This is a genomic window from Aneurinibacillus uraniidurans (assembly GCF_028471905.1).
In the GTDB taxonomy this organism is placed as follows: domain Bacteria; phylum Bacillota; class Bacilli; order Aneurinibacillales; family Aneurinibacillaceae; genus Aneurinibacillus; species Aneurinibacillus uraniidurans.
In genome coordinates this window covers 2,052,932-2,069,351 of the sequence record NZ_CP116902.1, presented here as the reverse complement: position 1 = coordinate 2,069,351, position 16,420 = coordinate 2,052,932, and the positions used below count along the sequence as shown (strand labels likewise).

General features: G+C 42.5%; 15 protein-coding genes. 13 read left to right on the top strand and 2 right to left on the bottom strand.

The window, feature by feature from the left end; genetic code table 11:
• The first annotated feature begins 9 nt into the window (after positions 1 to 9).
• From PO771_RS10375 to PO771_RS10340, 8 genes are all read left to right on the top strand, one after another.
• Entirely contained in the window at positions 10 to 699 is a 690-nt protein-coding gene (locus PO771_RS10375; RefSeq protein ID WP_272559602.1) for a response regulator transcription factor, read from the top strand.
• On the top strand, positions 680 to 2,071 hold the full coding sequence (locus PO771_RS10370) for a sensor histidine kinase (protein ID WP_272559601.1): 1,392 nt from the start codon (positions 680 to 682) through the stop codon (positions 2,069 to 2,071). The genes PO771_RS10375 and PO771_RS10370 overlap by 20 nt, the downstream gene beginning before the upstream one ends.
• Positions 2,072 to 2,148: 77 nt before the next feature.
• Positions 2,149 to 2,784: a COG4705 family protein gene (locus PO771_RS10365; RefSeq protein ID WP_272559600.1), complete on the top strand. Its 636-nt coding sequence runs from the start codon at positions 2,149 to 2,151 to the stop codon at positions 2,782 to 2,784.
• A gap of 219 nt (positions 2,785 to 3,003) precedes the next feature.
• A complete protein-coding gene (locus PO771_RS10360) occupies positions 3,004 to 3,792 on the top strand; it encodes an HAD family hydrolase (protein WP_272559599.1) in 789 nt (262 codons plus the stop codon).
• A 204-nt stretch (positions 3,793 to 3,996) separates the two neighbouring features.
• Entirely contained in the window at positions 3,997 to 4,755 is a 759-nt protein-coding gene (gene bioW / locus PO771_RS10355) for a 6-carboxyhexanoate--CoA ligase (RefSeq protein ID WP_272559598.1), read from the top strand.
• Positions 4,756 to 4,768: 13 nt separating this feature from the next.
• Complete coding sequence (gene bioF / locus PO771_RS10350; protein ID WP_272559597.1) at positions 4,769 to 5,923, top strand: 8-amino-7-oxononanoate synthase; 1,155 nt, start codon at positions 4,769 to 4,771, stop codon at positions 5,921 to 5,923.
• 31 nt (positions 5,924 to 5,954) lie between these two features.
• A complete protein-coding gene (locus PO771_RS10345) occupies positions 5,955 to 7,169 on the top strand; it encodes a cytochrome P450 (RefSeq protein ID WP_272559596.1) in 1,215 nt (404 codons plus the stop codon).
• 198 nt (positions 7,170 to 7,367) lie between these two features.
• A complete protein-coding gene (locus tag PO771_RS10340; RefSeq protein WP_272559595.1) occupies positions 7,368 to 7,580 on the top strand; it encodes a hypothetical protein in 213 nt (70 codons plus the stop codon).
• A gap of 60 nt (positions 7,581 to 7,640) precedes the next feature.
• On the opposite strand, the gene PO771_RS10335 is transcribed toward PO771_RS10340, so the two are convergent.
• Positions 7,641 to 9,689: a methyl-accepting chemotaxis protein gene (locus PO771_RS10335; protein ID WP_272559594.1), complete on the bottom strand. Its 2,049-nt coding sequence runs from the start codon at positions 9,687 to 9,689 to the stop codon at positions 7,641 to 7,643.
• Between the two features lie 229 nt (positions 9,690 to 9,918).
• Positions 9,919 to 10,713, bottom strand: a complete 795-nt coding sequence (locus tag PO771_RS10330; protein WP_272559593.1) for a COG4705 family protein — start codon at positions 10,711 to 10,713, stop codon at positions 9,919 to 9,921.
• A 275-nt stretch (positions 10,714 to 10,988) separates the two neighbouring features.
• Here PO771_RS10330 and shc point away from each other — a divergent pair, with 275 nt between their 5' ends.
• The 5 genes from shc to PO771_RS10305 all read left to right on the top strand — a co-directional run bounded on the left by shc (position 10,989) and on the right by PO771_RS10305 (position 16,347).
• Positions 10,989 to 12,866 (top strand): squalene--hopene cyclase, encoded by a 1,878-nt coding sequence (shc, locus tag PO771_RS10325; protein WP_272559592.1) that lies wholly within the window; start codon positions 10,989 to 10,991, stop codon positions 12,864 to 12,866.
• 191 nt (positions 12,867 to 13,057) lie between these two features.
• A complete protein-coding gene (locus PO771_RS10320; protein WP_272559591.1) occupies positions 13,058 to 13,732 on the top strand; it encodes a response regulator transcription factor in 675 nt (224 codons plus the stop codon).
• Entirely contained in the window at positions 13,722 to 15,131 is a 1,410-nt protein-coding gene (locus PO771_RS10315) for a sensor histidine kinase (RefSeq protein ID WP_272559590.1), read from the top strand. The genes PO771_RS10320 and PO771_RS10315 overlap by 11 nt, the downstream gene beginning before the upstream one ends.
• Before the next feature lie 156 nt (positions 15,132 to 15,287).
• A complete protein-coding gene (locus PO771_RS10310) occupies positions 15,288 to 15,674 on the top strand; it encodes a hypothetical protein (RefSeq protein ID WP_272559589.1) in 387 nt (128 codons plus the stop codon).
• A gap of 1 nt (position 15,675) precedes the next feature.
• The gene (locus PO771_RS10305; protein WP_272559588.1) at positions 15,676 to 16,347 is read left to right on the top strand and encodes a PspA/IM30 family protein; all 672 of its coding nucleotides are present in this window, start codon (positions 15,676 to 15,678) and stop codon (positions 16,345 to 16,347) included.
• Positions 16,348 to 16,420 lie beyond the last annotated feature (73 nt).

Below are 16,420 nucleotides of genomic sequence, written 5' to 3'. Positions count from 1 at the left end.
GAAGATCATATGGATCAATTATCCATTTTGTTAGTAGAAGACGAAGAGAATGTCGCACAATTTATTCAGTTAGAATTACAATTTGAAGGGTATTATGTCGAGGTGGCTTCCGATGGTCAGCAGGGCTTAGAGTTATCGCAGCAGAAAGAATGGGATTTGATCTTATTAGACTGGATGTTACCAAAACTCGATGGGTTGGAAGTGTGCCGCCGCATTCGCAAACTTAGTGAGGTTCCGATTATTCTCGTAACAGCCCGGGATTATGTAGGAGATAAAATTGCAGGCCTGGATACAGGCGCGGATGATTACATTACAAAACCATTTGAAATTGAAGAGCTGCTGGCTCGCATACGAGCGAACATAAGACGGAATAAGAAGGGACGAGCTTCCACCAACGATGGAATAGTACAGATAGAAGACTTGCTTTTAGACGAAAAAAAACGATTGGTATCTCGTGCTGGAATTCAAATTGAATTAACGCAACGGGAATTCGAGCTGTTGCTTTTCTTATTGAAACATGCAGGTACAGTATTAACGAGAGAACGACTATTATCTAACGTTTGGGGCTTCGATTTTGCGGGGGAGACAAACATTGTAGATGTTTATATCCGCTATCTTCGTAATAAATTGGACCGGGATTTCACACCAAAGTTGATTCAAACGGTTCGGGGAGTTGGCTATGTACTTCGCCCGTTATAAAAACACACTGATGTTTCGGTTTACGGTGTGGTATATCATGAGTTTGCTTGCTGTTGTCCTCCTGATTGGCATCATGATGACGGGAACGGTCAGTTATTTTCTCTTTAAAAATACGAAACAGGAAATGGATGCCATTCAGTATAAGCTGCAGGTAGCTTCCCAGGAGAATCAGCTAAACTGGCAGGAAACTTTAGATGAATTGCTTTATCCAGATCATGCTAATTATTTTATTGAAATCAATGACTCGGCAGGAAAAACAGTAGCGCGTTCTCGAGGGTGGGAGAAGGACTTTACCAATGAAATTCAAAAAACTGAGCATGAATGGTTTAAAGGATTGCTGTGGGATGATCAGGATGGCTTGTTCTTTGTAGATAAGAAAAGTTGGAGTCAGAAAAACGGACAAAAGGGCCAAATGCATATTGCGGTCCAGCTTAGCAATATCGAAAATTTACTTATCTTGATCGTAAAAGTACTAGGATTAACGACAGCCGTCGGCACGCTTATCGGCTCTTTTTTGATCTATCATTTGACACGCCGCAACATGCGTCCGCTGCTTGCCATTACGGATGCCGTTGATAACATGAAGCACTTCCCTGATCTGAGTAAACGGATTCCAGTGCCAGGGGGTCCGGAAGAATTAACGAATTTGTCTAGTACCTTTAATACAATGCTGCAAGAACTAGAAAGGCAGTTTGAACGTGAGAAGGGGTTTATCGCAGATGCTTCCCATGAATTACGGACTCCGCTCACTGCTTTGCGAGGCAATCTTAAACTGTTAAAACGATGGGGGAAGAATAACCCTGAAATCTTTGCGAAATCCATTAAATCAATGGATGAAGAAGGGCTTAGAATGCAGCGGCTCATTTCCCAACTGTTAGAATTAGCACGTTCTGATCATGTACAGACCAAAAAAACAAAAGTGAATGTGGCAACCGTGATACAAGACGCTGTGGAGGAAACGTGGCAGGATAACAATGGCATTTCCCTAACATGTCAGGTAGACGAGAGTATTTTTGCAATGGGAGATCCAGATCAACTTAGACAAGTACTTGTGATCTTACTTGAAAACGCGCAGAAATATACCAATACAGGGGGAAATGTAAAAATATTCACCAAACAGAATGGGGATATTGTTGAAGTACGTGTTCAAGACAGTGGTATAGGAATACCTGAGGAAGATATACCGAAAATATTTAATCGATTTTATCGTGTAGATAAAGCGCGCTCGCGGAAAACAGGTGGGACTGGTTTAGGACTAGCGATTGCAAGTCAATTAGTGGAGCAGCATAATGGGACGATTGAAGTGCAAAGTGTCGAAGGGAAGGGGAGCGTATTTACTGTCCATCTTACATCGGCTACTACTTCTCAGTGAATTCTCATCCATCTCTCATGTAACGATCATAATTTGATCATATTTATTCTCTACACTAACTAACAGCTGGTGACTTATTGGCACAGACTATGAAAGTGGGGTACGCCATCAGTTCCATTATTTTATTTGGGCTGTTTTTGATTAGTCTCGTATCGCAACTTATGTCGAAAAAGTATCACCCCTCCCTTTATTGGACGGTTATTCTGACAACGAGTACCGCTGGCACAACAATGTCTGACTTTATGGACCGCAGTCTGGGCTTAGGATATGCAAAGGGGTCATTGATATTAGTCAGCATCTTGTTGGTGATATTCGCTTATTGGTACGTTAGTGAGCGGTCATTGAATGTCAATTATATTAATACACGTAAAGTTGAAGTACTTTATTGGGTTGCCATCCTCTTCTCTAATACGTTGGGTACAGCTTTAGGTGATTTCTTAGCTGATAGTTCAGGCCTTGGATTTGCGGGAGGAGCCATGCTAATCGGGGACTTACTGGCGCTCATAGTTTTAGCTGCTTTTTATACCAAAATTTCTCGTATCTTCTTATTCTGGATCGCCTTTGTCCTAACTCGCCCTTTTGGAGCGACATTCGGAGACCTGCTTACAAAGTCACATGCAAAAGGGGGGGCTAGATCTAGGGACGATGGGATCTTCTCTAGTTCTGATTTCAATTCTTATCGCTTGCGTCATCTACACTACTTTGAAACATAATAAGATGACTGTTCCATCGAACTAACGCGATTGAAGGAATACACTCATCATACAGAAGCAGAAGTTTTATATAATAACCGGGCCTCTCCTCTGACGGAAGAGGCTTTCTCTATAGCTAAATTATCATCTCATGACTTGAAAGAAGGTCAAAATCAATGTAACCTTATGTTGAATTAATAAAATAATAACTATCATGAAGAAATGAGAGGCTTACTTAATATGATTAAAGCAATTATTTTTGACCTCGATGATACGCTACTATGGGATCAAAAGAGTGTAAAAGAGGCTTTTGTAGCCACCTGCAATGCGGCAAAGCAAAAATATGATATTGATCCTGAAACGCTTGAGGAAGCGGTACGAAAAGAAGCAAGAGAACTTTATTCTTCCTATGAAACGTATCCCTTTACACAAATGATCGGTATTAACCCATTTGAAGGATTGTGGGGTAATTTTTTAGATGATGATGAAAATTTTAAAAAGTTAAAAGCGGTTGTCCCGACATATCGCAAGGAAGCATGGACAAGAGGATTAAAAGCAGCCGGAATCGATGATCCTGAATTTGGATATGAATTAGCAGAACAATTCCCTGTTGAGCGCAGAAAGAATCCATTTGTATATGAAGAAACGTTCAACGTATTAAATGAACTAAAAGGAAAGTATCAACTCTTGCTTTTAACGAACGGTTCACCTGATTTACAAAATACAAAGTTGGAGATTACTCCAGAGATTGTTCCATATTTTGATCATATTGTAATCTCTGGTGCATTCGGCAGAGGGAAGCCTGACCCTTCTATTTTCGAACATGCTTTAACACTGATGTCCCTACAAAAAGATGAAGTAATTATGGTCGGAGATAACTTAATGACAGATATTTTGGGTGCGTCTCGTGCCGGCATAAATTCAGTGTGGATAAACCGCCACAACAAGGAACGAAATGAAGTCATTCCTGATTATGAAATCAAACATTTAGAGGAGCTTTACTCTATTCTCGAGACGCTTAATAGTTGAGTATAGAATTATTGAAGAAGCCAAATTCCTACTACACCAAGGAATTTGGCTTTTTTCGTTGACGCTAAATTAGGAATCATGGTTAAATATCTATATAAATGTTAACTGAACAAAAATATAAGTTAACAAAAACGGTTTTGATGAAAATTTTCCTAATTTTAAAATTTATATCTACTTATTAAGTAAACAGGAGGAAAAGTTACGATGGAAAACCCTTCTCTTTATAGTTTGCGCATGCGTGCAGCACAGGGAGGAGCCCATGAATGTGGGGGGCTTCATATTTCAGGAGGGGAGAGGCTGAGTACAGCAGAAGAGGTAGAAACACTCGTAAGCCAACTGCTCCATAAAGCAATGAGTCATAGCCGTGGTACAGCAGATTTTATCTCGATCGTCATGGAAAAGGTAGATCAGAAAGAAGTAGAATGTCTGTCTCCTCTTCCTGTTTCGACATATGACGTACACACACCTGAGGAAGGAAGAAGGCAGGCAGCCATTTTACTGAAGCAGTTGTTTGTTTCCGATACAGCCATTCAGAACGGATTAGACCTGCTTGCCTCTTCGCATAATTGGCGGGGAGCGATCCTGCTTGACAGTCAAAGCGGAGAACGGATCGATCATCGTGGTGATCGTGGGATACGAGTGTCCCGCATGGATTGGGAAAAAAGTAAGCACCGCTTGTGGCAGAATCAACATCCTTCCTTTACGTCTTCCCGTATTGCGGAAGCGATTGCTTTAGCAACAAAAGTTGCTCGGTCTCCCTATACAGTAGCGGAGCTGTGCTGGTCCGATGATCCTGAGTATGTCACAGGATATGTGGGCAGCTGTGAACTGGGGTATTGTAGGATTTCGCATTTAAAAAGGAAGGGCGAGCTTTCTGGCGGGCGGATATTTTTTGTGAAAGAAGGAACAGACATCGAGTCATATATTGAGTATCTAGAACGAAAACCGGTCTGGATTGGGTGAGGAGGAAATGGCTATGGATACCTTTGAAGCGGCGTTAAAGGATGCTCTAGGTGAAACAGAAGCCAAGGGCCTGCTTCGTACACTTCGAGTTGTCGAGGAGAACCAAAACATTCATGTGTTCTCTACGAATAATTATCTTGGACTTGCCACAGATCAGAAAATGAAAGAAGCGGCGGCACAAGCGATTCAACGGTATGGGACAGGAAGCGGTGGTTCTCGCCTGACAACAGGAAATTTTACATTACACGAACAGCTTGAAAAAAAGATTGCTTCCTTTAAAAGAAAAGAAGATGCAATCGTATTTAGCAGCGGGTATTTAGCGAATCTCGGAATCATCTCCGCTCTTATGAGAGAAGGAGATGCGATTTTCAGTGATGCATTAAATCACGCAAGCATTATTGATGGGTGTCGCTTGAGCAAAGCACAAACATTTATTTATCAACATGCTAATATGCAAGACTTAGAAGAAAAATTACAACAAGCTGTTCAGCATAAAAAGAAACTAATCGTAACAGATGGAATTTTCAGCATGGACGGTACGATTGCGCCCCTTCCAGAGATTGTGGAGCTAGCCGAGCGATACGGAGCATGGGTGATGGTAGATGATGCACATGCCACCGGGGTACTCGGAGCAACAGGGGCAGGCACAGCGGAACACTTTGGATTAAGCGATAAAGTTCAGCTGACAATGGGGACATTAAGTAAAGCCATTGGAGCGGAAGGCGGGTACGTAGCCGCTGCTGCATCGGTCACGAACTATTTGCGTAATTATGCGCGTTCGTTTATTTTTCAAACATCTCTTTCACCTAGTGTAGTGGCAGCTGCAATGAAGGGGATTGAACTCATTCAGTTGGAGCCTGAACGGCGGCAGACATTGCGAGAGAATGCGACTTATATACGATCCGGTCTTCAGCAATGTGGCTTTACGCTCATTGAAGGAAACACACCGATTATTGCCGTTATTATTGGCGATGCGAAACAAGCAGTTCGTTTTTCTCGCCTGTTAGAAGAAGAGGGGATATTCGCTCCAGCGATCCGACCACCTACTGTTGCGGAAGGATCAAGTCGAATTCGGGTAACGGTCATGGCCACACACACCGTTTTCGAAATCGAGAAAGCGCTTGCTAGTTTTAAGAAGGTTGGAAAAGAAATAGGGATCATCGGATAACCATTTGTTTGAAGAGAGGAAGGTTGTCATAATGGCAGAAAATATCGTACAGGTAAGCAGGTTCAATCCATTATCACCAGAGTTTCGGACAAATCCATATCCGTTTTACGATGCACTTCGAGCTACAGCTCCGGTGCACTGGGTCTCCTCGATTGATCAGGAGGACTGGTTTGTCACAAGTTATAAAGAGGCATTCTCCATTCTCAAAGATTGTCGCTTTGAAAAGCGGATGCGAATTCCGGAAACTTCTGAAGCGTATGGACCGCTTGCTCACATTCAAAAAAATATGATGCTCTTCCAAAATCCCCCTGATCATACACGACTGCGGATGCTCGTAAGCAAAGCGTTTACTCCTCATATGATCCAGGAGTTATATCCGTATATCGAAGAAACGGTGAATGAGCTTCTTGATGAGATACAGCCTACAGGAAAAATGGAGCTCATCTCGGAGTTTGCGTTTCCGCTCCCCGTTATTGTCATTACGAAAATGCTAGGCATACCGATTGACGAGCGGGAACAGTTTAGAGAGTGGGCGAATGTTTTGATTCGTACCATTGATTTGAGCAGAACAGAAGAGTCGCTCGATCAAGGTGGAGAGGTGGCTAGAAAGCTCATAGGGTACTTCCACAGTCTAATCGAGCAGTGTCGACGGCATCCCCAAAATGATTTAATGAGTCAGCTCATTCAAGCTGAAGAACAAGGCGACCGATTGAATGAAGACGAGCTGGTCGCCATGTGTATCTTGTTGTTGATTGCTGGACATGAGACTACGATGAATCTAATTGGGAATGGAATGCTTTCCTTGCTACAGCATCCTCAGCAATGTGAAAAATTAAGAGAAAATCCTGTGCTTATTTCAACGGCTATTGAGGAAATTTTACGATATGAGAGCCCGACACAGATGACGGTTCGCTTTGCAACAGAAGACGTTGAAATCGGTGGAAAGATCATTCGAAAAGGGCAGCAAGTGTATATTATACTAGGAGCGGCGAATCGAGATCCAGAGGTATTTTCTAATCCGGACCAACTCGATATCACTCGAACACCGAATCATCATCTTGCATTTGGAACCGGTATTCATTTTTGTTTAGGTGCTCCGTTGGCACGTTTAGAAGCGGATATTGCCATTCGTACGTTGCTGCGGAGGATGCCTACGCTGCAACTGGACACAAAGACCCCACAATGGAGAGGCCTAATTGGATTTCGAGGTTTGCACACCCTGCCCGTCTCTTTTGAAAAAGCTTAGTAACACAAAAAAATAGTATAGGAACGTCTAAGCCTGCCAATCCGATGTTTTTTAAATATCTGGCAGGCTTTTTGTTTTATATACATGGAGGTTCACGTTTGTATAATTCCTGGTGCACAAGCACCACTTTTTATCTATAGGCATATATCAGGTAATGTAGATGATGATCTCTATACAAGATAATAGGAGGAAATAAAAATGCAGGAATATGTACCTGTTAATGTGGAACAGCAAATAGAGGAGCGTCCGTATTACTATTACCCACGTCCTCGACCTTATCCTTACTATCCACCTTATTATTACCCGTATCCGTACTACCCGCCATACCCGCCATATCCACCATATCCATACTACCCACCATATCCTTACTATCCACATCATTACCATTCATATGGGCATCGTGATGAATAAAAAGTTGACGAACGAAAGAGATAGTGAAAAGCCTCCCAGATAGTGGGAGGCTTTTCGCCATTATATCTTAAAACGATTGATCACCTCATGTAGCTCTTCAGCCATTTTAGAGAGCATAATAGAGGCAGATGCCACTTCTTCCATAGAAGCAGTTTGTTCTTCAACAGCGGCGGCAACATGCTGCGTATTTTCAGCAGCCGCTTCGGAAATGTCAGTTAGCTCATCCATGGATTGGATCATTTGTCGTGTGTCCGTTTGAATGTGAGCAACAACTTCCGTTACCCTTTCAATTTGACTCGATACATCTTGTACAGCGGTACGAATTTCTTCAAAGGCTGTAGAAGCATTGTCGACCATACCTATTCCTTCACTAACAGCTGAACTTCCTTCTTGCATGGCTTGCACAGCTTTCTCTGTCTCGGATTGAATGTGGGTAATTAAATCCCCAATGTCCTCAGCCGCATGGGCGGATTGTTCAGCTAGTTTACGAACTTCGTCGGCAACAACGGCAAATCCACGTCCGTGTTCCCCAGCGCGGGCGGCTTCGATGGCGGCATTTAGCGCTAGTAAATTTGTTTGTCCAGCAATTGAAGTGATAAGCGATACAATCTTTCCGATTTCTTCCGATTTTTGACCGAGTGCATGGATAACATCGTCAGAATGCTGAACTTTTTCGTTTATCAGATTCATATGTGCACGAGCAGTTTCGACGATTTGACTACCACTGATCGATGTCTGTGCAGCGTGTTGAGATGCTTTGCTAACTTCATGGACACGATCTGTAATTTGCTGTATGTCATCGGATACACGCGTTACGATGGTATGAGTAGTGGTAACAATACCAGATTGTGTATCCGCACCAGCAGCAACCTGTTGAATGGCTTCGGAAATTTGTTCGGTTGCTTTGCTCGTTTGCTCAGCACTAGCTGTTAATTGCTCGGAAGTTGAGGCAACATGGTGTGAATTATTTGCTACCTGGAGCATCATATCACGAACCTTTGTTGTCATGTCATTGAAGTTATCTGCCATTTGTCCAAATTCATCAACAGAATCGGTTTCGACCGTTTGCGTAAAATCTCCAGTAGACATTACTTTTGATAGATGATTAATGCGTGTAATGTTAGACGTAATGTAGCGACTATATAACAGAATTACAGCAATGATGATCAGAATCGCAATTACACTCACCGCAGCAAGGGTTTTGGTCAATGATTGCAGTGGTGAGAATAATTCATGCTCAGGCATCACCAGCGCAAGTACCCAATCTGTTTGTGGGATCCGAGTGAAAAAAATCTGATTTTTCCCGTTCCTATCTTCAAAAACAGAATGTCCATTTTTTTCATTAGCCATTTGCGTGGAAAGCGAAGCTAATGATTTGTTTGGATCTTGTGCAAGTTTTGTTTTCATTACTTTTTTTTCGTCGGGATTTGTTAGATACGTTCCTGTATTATCGACTAAGAATGCCCAGCCTGTATTCCCAACTTTTGTGTTACGTATTATTTTTTGTAGTTCTGTAATATCGATATCACCTGTTGCTGCACCAAGGAAATTTTTATTTTGATCATAAAATGGGGCAGTCGCCGTTACCATTGTCACATTCGTAGAGGTATCGAAATATGGAGGTGAGTACACAATGGCTTGAGGAGAATTTTTGCCCCTACTATACCAATCTTGACTTGGATAGTCGTATTTTGGATCGCTATATTCATCTGTAACGGTTACCTTGTCACCAGTCCGATATGCATAATAGGAGAAATACTTCAGATTTGGACGGTATTTATTCGGTTCAAAGAAAACGCCTGTACCGAAAGTATCAGAACTGAGTGATAAGCTATTTTTTAATAGTGCAGTATATTGGGGAGGGGTTAATGAGGTAGGGGCTGCTTCAATAGCACGAGCAAGTCCTCTTGTTACCGTACTATGAGCAGTAATTCTGATTTGTAATTCGTTACTGACACTTGCCATTTGATTTTCCATTTTTTGATTGATTTCTTGTTCGATAAGTGATCGCGAATAAGAATAGGAGATAACTACGATGATAAGTAGTGTAACAATGGTAAGGGGCAATATCGAAACCATTGTACGCATTTTAATGCTAGTCAATTTCATAGAACGATTCCTCCAGAAAAGCAAGTAAAGTATGTAGTGTATGTGCTTTAGATTATAGCATTAAAGTACCGGGCCTTTACTGCTATTTACTTAAATTTTACGTGATTAAGCCATTATTACGAATTATTAATGTATCTGTGGGAGGATATGTTCGTACTATAAGTGTTTATTGTTCAGCAAAAAAGGCATAGACGACAGTCTATGCCTTAGACAAGCAATAAAAAGGTTACTACAACGTTTGTGACGGGGCGGGTTCATCCTTAACATCTTTGTGGGTAATAGTCAGGTACCCGACAAGGACAACGATGATGATCGTTAGGCAGAGGCTGACCGGGCCTTCACCCAGGCCAATACCGCCACGACTATGAGGCACTGATATCCAGTCGGAAAATGAGGCACCTACCGGACGCGTCATAATGTAGGCGAACCAGAACGCGACAATTTTATTTAGACCAAACAAATATCCTAGAGCAGGGATCGCAAGCAAGACGGCAAACAGCACCCCGGAGCCGAAGTAGCCCAAGTGCATGGTTGCGGCAGTCATATCTCCTGCAGCTGTTCCGAGTGCGAACGTTGCCAGTACGGTGCACCAGTAAAAAGCCTCCGAACGAAAAGTATAGATACTGTGTATAGATAAGGTTTTCTCGATCGTATACCAGACAACGAAAATGATGGCCAGCGCCACCACAAAGAACGTAGTTGATACAAGGTATGGAATGCCTAGGACAACGTGCACAACATCGGCCGCCATCGTCCCAAATATACTTACCATAATAACGACTAACCAGTAGATCCATGCTACATATCGGCGGACTGAGAACTGCAGAATCAACGAGACTACTAGCCCAATCCCCCCGAGAGCTACCGCAAGTATCGGGTTGATATGGTTGACGAGATAATCAGAGAACACCTCGCCCATTCCAGTGGTCAGCACCTTGGTGATCCAGAAGAAGGCCGTAATTTCCGGAACCTTGGTAAAGATCGAGCGCTCGCGATGCAACTTGCCCGATAAAGACTTATTCATAGGCTAACTCTTTCCTCTCAATACCCCGACCTTTACAAAAAATCACTGCTTCAGCTCCCAAAAACATGTTACACCAAAACAATATTTACTGTAAACATAGATTAAATACCTAAAAATCCTATATTCTGGTCGTAAAACTGACGGCAAGAATATAGGCCTTCTTTTTTTATTCTTCTCATACAATAAAAACTGAGAATAAACGTCCCGAAAAAATCAATCTATTTCCTTGCTCCGTATTATGTAGACTGACCATCGCGAGAAAAGGAGTGAGTGGTTTGAATCAAGTGGAAACAGAAATCAATCGCATGATCACCATAGTAAAAAATCAACAGGTACGTGACGGGTCCTGGCGCTATTGTGTAGAAGGCAGCGTCATGACAGATGCTTATCTGATCATCTTATTACGAACATTGAACATTCATGATGAAGATTTAATAAGAAGATTAGCAGCAAGATTGGTCGATAAACAGGAGCAAAATGGTGCCTGGAAGTTATTTCATGATGAAGAGGGCGGAAATCTGTCAGCTACAGTTGAGGCTTACTATGCACTGCTCTTTTCCGGTTATCATAAGAAAAGTGACAAGAATATGCAGGCAGCCAGACATTTTATCTTGTCAAGGGGAGGCATTACAGAGGTAAATCTGCTTACAAGAGTGATGCTCGCCTTAACAGGACAATATTCATGGTCGCAGTATGCTCTACTTCCACCTGAAATTATGCTGCTTCCTTTGACGTTTCCTGTTAATTTCTTTGATTTGGTCGGGTATGCCCGAGTTCATGTTGCACCGATTCTAATTGTGGCTGACCGAAAATTTTTTATCAAAACACAACGAACGCCTGATCTATCAGACATAAACGTGCCACAACGTATACACCAACCGTCCAAACAGTATCGCTCAATTTTAGAGCTGATAGAATCTGGAGTTACCAATCTTCTTTATCTTCCTAATCAGATTCATAATGTGGCTATACGTCGTGCTGAACAGTTTATGTTGGAGAGAATTGAACCAGATGGAACTTTATACAGCTATTTCAGCTCAACCTTTCTTATGATCTTCGCCTTTTTGGCAATGGGATATTCGGATAAACATCCTGTTATCTTACATGCTATTAACGGGTTAAAAGCATTAGCTTGTAAACCAACCGAACAGATTCATACGCAGATTTTTACGTCAACCATTTGGGACACGGCATTACTTAGTTATGCTCTACAAGAAGCCGGGGTACCTAGCTCAAGTAGGACGATACAACAGGCTGGCCAGTACCTGCTTTCACGACAACATAAAAAATACGGAGATTGGATGATTCATAACCCACATGCTGCACCAGGCGGATGGGGATTTTCGGATATCAACACGATAAATCCTGATGTGGATGATACCACTGCAGCGCTAAGAGCGATCCGTACGTTAGCCAAGGCGGACCCAAGCTATCGTCAGGCTTGGGATCGTGGAGTAAACTGGGTGCTGTCCATGCAAAATGACGATGGGGGATGGCCGGCATTTGAAAAGAACGTAGATAAAGAACTAGCAAAATGGATTTCCATCAGCGGGTTCGATTCAATTGGTACGGATCCTTCGTCCGCTGATTTAACTGGGAGAACGCTACAGTTTCTTGGACATGATGTAGGACTACATATTCGTTATCCTACCATCAGTCGAGGGGTTCAGTGGCTAATGAAACAGCAAGAAGGGAATGGATCATGGTATGGTCGCTGGGGAATCTCCTATATTTATGGTACGTGGGCTGCGATTACCGGAATGAAGGCTGTAGGGATATCGCCCAACCATCCTGTGATTCAAAAAGCTGTTCGGTGGCTGATAAAGGCTCAAAATTCTGATGGAGGATGGGGCGAATCTTGTAAGAGTGATATTGTTAAAAAATATGTTCCACTAGGGTTTAGTACGCCCTCTCAAACTGCATGGGCAGTCGATGCTCTACTTGCTGTTTCAGAGGAACCCACTTCTGCGATTGAACGAGGGATACAGTATTTGATTGGATCGGGGAATAAATACGATTGGACAACGACTTATCCGACGGGAGCGGGGCTACCGGGAGGCGCGTACTTTCATTACCACAGTTATCGCTATATTTGGCCTTTACTTGCGTTAAGTCATTACAAGTTAAAATACTTAGGAAATGATGCCCGATAGAAGGCGGGATGGTGATACGTTAGTTAGGAATACAAAACTGCCTAAACAGCCTATTCGTGATTGTATTACCCAAAACCACGGATGGGCTTTTTGTTTTTTAACTCATTTTTCACTAAAATCATTTACAATCGAAAGATAGCAAAACAATAAAGTTGGCACAGTTCGCAGTTTTATATTAAGGAGTGTTTGGTTTGAATATTTTATTGGCGGAAGATGATCTGCTTTTAGGTGAACTGATTACTCATCTTTTGAAACAAAAAGGGGGTTATCAAGTAGAATGGGTGACGCAGGGAGATGATGCATACGATTATGCTGCAGGTTCTCATTATGATCTACTTATTTTGGACTGGATGCTTCCAGGCGAAGAAGGGGTTCGGGTGTGCAGCCGTCTACGGGAAGAAGGATATTCAGGCGCCATCATGATGTTAACGGCAAAAGACGCGCTCCAGGATCGGATCATTGGATTGGATGCGGGAGCAGATGACTATTTAGTGAAACCGTTTGAAGTGGACGAGCTGCTTGCGAGAATACGCGCACTAAACCGGCGCAACTACGCTCCGATTCAGGAACAAATCGTTCAGATACAAAATATTACTGTCAATCTTACCAATCGTACGGTCTCGTACGGCGAGGAAGAAATTCTATTAACGCCCCGGGAATTTCAGCTATTAGATTTACTAGTTCGTAATAAAGGACAAGTGCTGTCGCGTGAGATCATTTACGACAGAATATGGGGATATGACTCTGATGCAGGTATAAAAACCATTGACGCTACGGTTAAACTGCTTCGCAAGAAATTACATGCACATGGTCAAAAGGACATGATTCAAAGCATTCGCGGGGTGGGATATAAACTTGATATATAATATACGATCACGTATTCGAGACTGGAAAAAGGATTTATTCGTTCATACGCAAAATCGACTAACCTTTCAATACAGCGCCTTACTTATGGTTTTTCTTACACTATTTATTACGATTGTTTATTTTTTGGTGAACACGACAATTTCTCACGAGCAGGAGCAGCAATTGCAGCTGCTTGCTGACCAGCAGGCGAGCGTACTTACGAATGCGTTACAGGACGGCAAACTTAGTCCGGAAGAGTTGGATAATATCAATGCGCTCCAGGAAAGTGGAAACCAATTCTTTTATGAGATCGTGGATCCAAAAGGACAGATGATTTTTGGGAAGGCTGTCATCGAGCGGCTCCAACCGGACATTTTTCATGCCCTGCAAGGATGGATTCCTCAATCAAACGAAATCCGTTATGAAACGATGCTGATTCATCCGAAAAGACATCAGGGGCCTCATGAAGCTCACTTGGGGCCACCACCTCAAGAGGAAAGACATCCGATTGATTTGATGATGACCGGGCGGGCGATTTATCAAGGCGACCAGCTAGTAGGAGTTTTTTATACCGGGAAAGATGTTTCTTTTTACTATGAGTTAAGCCACCGGCTGCTTATCATTCTAGTGACGCTAGGGATTTTATTTTTAGGGATTGCCTTCTTGCTTAGTTATTTTATGTCTAGACGAGCCATGATTCCGATTCGCAAATCCTTTGAACGGCAGCGGGAACTTGTGGCGGATGTTTCCCACGAACTCAGAACACCGCTCAGTATTCTGAACTCGTCGCTTGATGTTTTTAAAATGGAAGAGGAGCATCTGTCGGATTTTTCTCGAAAGGTATTGGGCAATATGCAGGGTGAAATTAAACGAATGACCAAACTGGTTAGCGATTTATTAACACTGGCGCGCTCCGATTCAGGTGCTGCTGATTTGCAATATGAACGCTTCGACTTGGTCCTTCCTGCTGAACAGCTGGTGGCGTCTACTCAGACCCTTGCTCATTCTAAAGAAATGAACCTGCAATTGACCGCCCCTTCTGAACTGCTGGTTTATGGCGATCAGGAACGAATTAAGCAGCTGCTTTATATCCTGCTGGATAATGCGATTAAATATACACCAAATGGAGGGGAAGTGAAAGTGACCCTCTCTGCTGATACACATGAAAAACAGCCGGCGCTGCAGATCGTTGTACAGGATACAGGCAGCGGCATTCCACTAGAGGAACAGGGCCGTATCTTTGATCGGTTTTACAGGGTCGATAAAAATAGATCCCGACAGCTGGGCGGCACAGGTCTTGGTCTATCCATTGCCAAATGGATTGTGAAAGCTCATCATGGGACGATTCAGGTTTCCAGTACACCCGGGAAAGGAAGTAGATTTACAGTTAGAATTCCTCTTAGATACGCAAATGGATAGTCAACATACAAAAAACACTGGTTTTTCTATATGTTGAAGCGCAGCCGTTACGTGCTGCGCTTTTCTTTTTTCTACTCGATTGATTTTCACCGTTTTTTCTTTTTTCTTTCCTATAATCAAATTCATCGGAAGGACAAGCAAGAGGAGGATGAAACAATGAAAGCAAAAGGAAAGAAAGTTTTCCTATGGATTGTAGCAGTGATTGTCACACTACTTGCGATCCAATGGAGTATGAGATTTTTAGGAGGACATGGGATGCATGCCATGCATCACTTTCATTCAGGCTATGGCCGAGATGAAGCTCGCTTTATGTATGGCCCTCATCCTATGGGAGCGTTTCAGTTCATTAGATTTGCGGCAGGGCTTGCTCTTTGGGTAGCTGTTGCGGCGATCTTGTGCAAATGGCTGTGGAAAAAACGTCCCCTCAAGCATTCAGCGATGGGAGAACCTGTTTTCTACCATACTTATTCTGCTAACCATGCACAGACAGACTTTCTGGATGAATGGGAGAAAAATCAAAACAAACCTAAGGAGGAACAATAAGATGGGAATCTTAAAACGAATTAAAAGTATTACAATGGCTGAGATAAATAAAGTACTTGATCAAGTCGAAGATCCAATTAGTATGCTGAATCAATATATGAGGGAAATGGAGGAGGAAATCGCAAAAGGCCAGCACGCTCTTGCGAAGCAAATCTTCCTTGAGAAAAGACAGCTGGCATTGATTATAGACACAGAGGAAGTACTGGCTAAAAGAGAGCGTCAGGCAAAACTTGCTGTAACAAAAGGAGAAGACAACATTGCAGCACTGGCGCTTCAGGAAAAACTGCTTCAGGAGAAAAAGAGAAGTCTATATAAAGAGCAGTATGAAATGATAAAAGGACAAACAAGCCTCCTGGAGGAAAAAATCAATCAGCTAAAAGAACAATATAATGAATTACAGCACAAAAGACTTCTGTTGCTTTCCCGGGCTAATGTAGCTCAATCGCTTAAACAACTAGACAATGCAGTCGTTTCCTTGAATACAGACAACATAGCCAGAGGCTTTGCTCGTGCTGAAGAACGAATTGTTATGATGGAATCTGAAATAGAAGCTAACACCCGGCTATCAAACATTTCGCCAAGTTCTTCTTATGCAATTGACCCTTCCGTTCAAGAAGAGGTACAAAAACAATTAGCACAACTAAAGGAGACAGCGAAAGAAACAAGTGTATAAAACATGTTAAGCAGCCATGACCCGGCTGCTTTTTTACTTTGGCTTGACGATTCGAAAAAAAAGATGTAAATTT